This is a genomic window from Streptomyces sp. NPDC014894, from assembly GCF_043080985.1.
Taxonomy (GTDB): Bacteria; Actinomycetota; Actinomycetes; order Streptomycetales; family Streptomycetaceae; genus Streptomyces.
The window spans coordinates 1-2,168 of record NZ_JBIBWD010000052.1 but is presented as its reverse complement, the minus strand read 5'-3'; the positions used below and the strand labels follow the sequence as shown (position 1 = coordinate 2,168).

Sequence of the window (2,168 nt, the reverse complement as noted above, 5' to 3'; positions counted from 1 at the left end):
AAACGAGTCGCCAACAACGAATGCCCACCCAACTCGAAGAAACTGTCATGAACCCCCACCCGCGGCACCCCCAAAACCTCCGCGAAGAGTTCGCACATCTTTTCCTCGTGGGCCGTACGGGGTGTGTCGTCAATCGGCTGCGCGGCGAAGTAGGGAGCCGGCAGAGCCCGGCGATCCAGCTTCCCGTTCACCGTGAGGGGAAGCTCGTCCAGCACCACGACCGCGGCGGGGACCATATAGGCGGGGAGATGCTCGGCGACGCCCCGGCGCAGGCCCGGGCCGTCGAGCGCGGCGCCCGACTCGGGGACCGCGTACGCCACCAGCCGCTGGTCGTCCGGGTCGTCGGTGCGGACGAGGACAGCGGCCTGACCCACCCCGTCCTGCCGCAGCAGCGCGGCCTCGATCTCCCCCAGCTCGATCCGGAACCCCCGCACCTTCACCTGACCATCGGCCCGGCCCACATACTCCAGACTCCCGTCACGCCGCCGGCGCACCAGATCCCCCGTCCGATACATCCGCCCGCCCGGACCGCCGAACGGATCCGCGACGAACCGCCCCGCCGTCAACGCCGCCCGACCCGCATACCCACGGGCCACACCCTCCCCGGAGACGTACAGCTCACCCACCACACCGACCGGCGCCAGCCGCAGACCCGCATCCAGCACATGCAGCCTCAGGTCGGGCACCGGGTGTCCGATGACGCTGGCCGTGGAAGCGGTCGCATCCCCGGTCAGGGCGATATGGCTGGTGTAGACGGTGGCCTCGGTGGGGCCGTACGCGTTGACCACGACCGAGCCGTCGCCGGCGTGGCGCTCGTACCAGCCGGTCAGCCGGCTCGGATCCAGCGCCTCGCCCGCGAGCATGATCCATCGCAGGGCCAGCTCCCGGCCGATGTGCGGCTCGTCCTGGTCGGCCTGGTCGAGCTGGAAGAACGCGGACGGTGTCTCGTTGAGGACGGTGACCCGCTCGCGCACCAGCAGCCGCAGCAGATCGGAGGGGGATCGGGCGATGCTGAAGGGGACGACGACCAGCTTGCCGCCGCTCAGCAGCGCGCCCCACATCTCCCAGACGGAGACGTCGAAGGAGTACGAGTGGAAGAGCGTCCACACATCGCCGGGGCCGCAGGGGTACTCGGGCAGCAGGGACTCCATGAGCCGCTGCACATTGCGGTGTGACACCACCACGCCCTTGGGCCTGCCGGTCGAGCCCGAGGTGTAGATGGCGTAGGCCGGATGCTCGGGCAGGAGCGGGCGCGGGCGGTCCGCGTCGTCGGGGTCGGCCGCCGAGCATCCGGCCAGTGCTTCGAGGGTGGCCGGGGCGTCGAGCACCACCCGGGGAAGGTCTGTGTCGGGCAGGCCGGAAGCCGCGTCGGCCGTCGTCAGCACGCACACGGGCCGGGCGTCGCCCAGCATGTACGCGATACGGTCGGCCGGGTATTCGGGGTCCACCGGCACATACGCGCCGCCCGCCTTGAGCACGGCCAGTATGGCGACGACCATCTCCGCCGAGCGCGGCAGCGCGAGGGCCGCCATCCGCTCGGGCCCCACCCCGGCGTCGATGAGCAACCGTGCCAGCCTGTTCGCGCGCGCGTTCAGCTCCGCGTAGCTCAGCGACTCGTCCTCGAAGGCGAGGGCCGCGGCGTCCGGCGCCTGCTCCACGCGTTCCTGGAACAGCTCCGGCAGAGAGCGGGGGGCCGTCTCCGGGCCCGGCGGGTTCCATCCGGTCAACAGCTGCCGGCGTTCGCGCTCCGAGAGCGCGTCCAGTCGGCCGATGCGCTCGTCCGGCCGGTCGGCGACGGCCTCCAGCAGTCCGAGGAAGCGGGCCATGACGGTCTCGACCGTCTCGTGGTCGAAGCAGTCGGGGCGATAGGTCAACCGGACCGTCATTCCGTCGCCGGGAGCGATCGAGAGGGTCAGCGGATAGTGCGTGACGCCTTCGCCGTGGGTCTCCATACCGGTGAGACGGAGTTCGCTGTCGGGGCCGACGATCTCGTCGAGCGCCAGCGGGTAGTTCTCGAAGATCGTGGTGGTGTCGAAGAGTTCTCCGGTCCCGGTCCCCGCGATCCGCTGGATATCCGCGAGGCTCAGATACTGATGATCCAGCAGCTCCGACTGCTCACGCTGCACCCGCTCCAGCAGCTCGCCCAACGACTCCGCGTAATCCAGCCG

1 protein-coding gene is annotated in these 2,168 nt (G+C 70.4%); it reads right to left on the bottom strand.

Annotation, left to right across the window (positions count from 1 at the left end; all coding sequences use genetic code 11):
- Positions 1 to 2,168 (bottom strand): amino acid adenylation domain-containing protein (locus ACF089_RS35875; protein ID WP_392036422.1); only part of this gene is annotated, 2,168 nt, incomplete at both ends.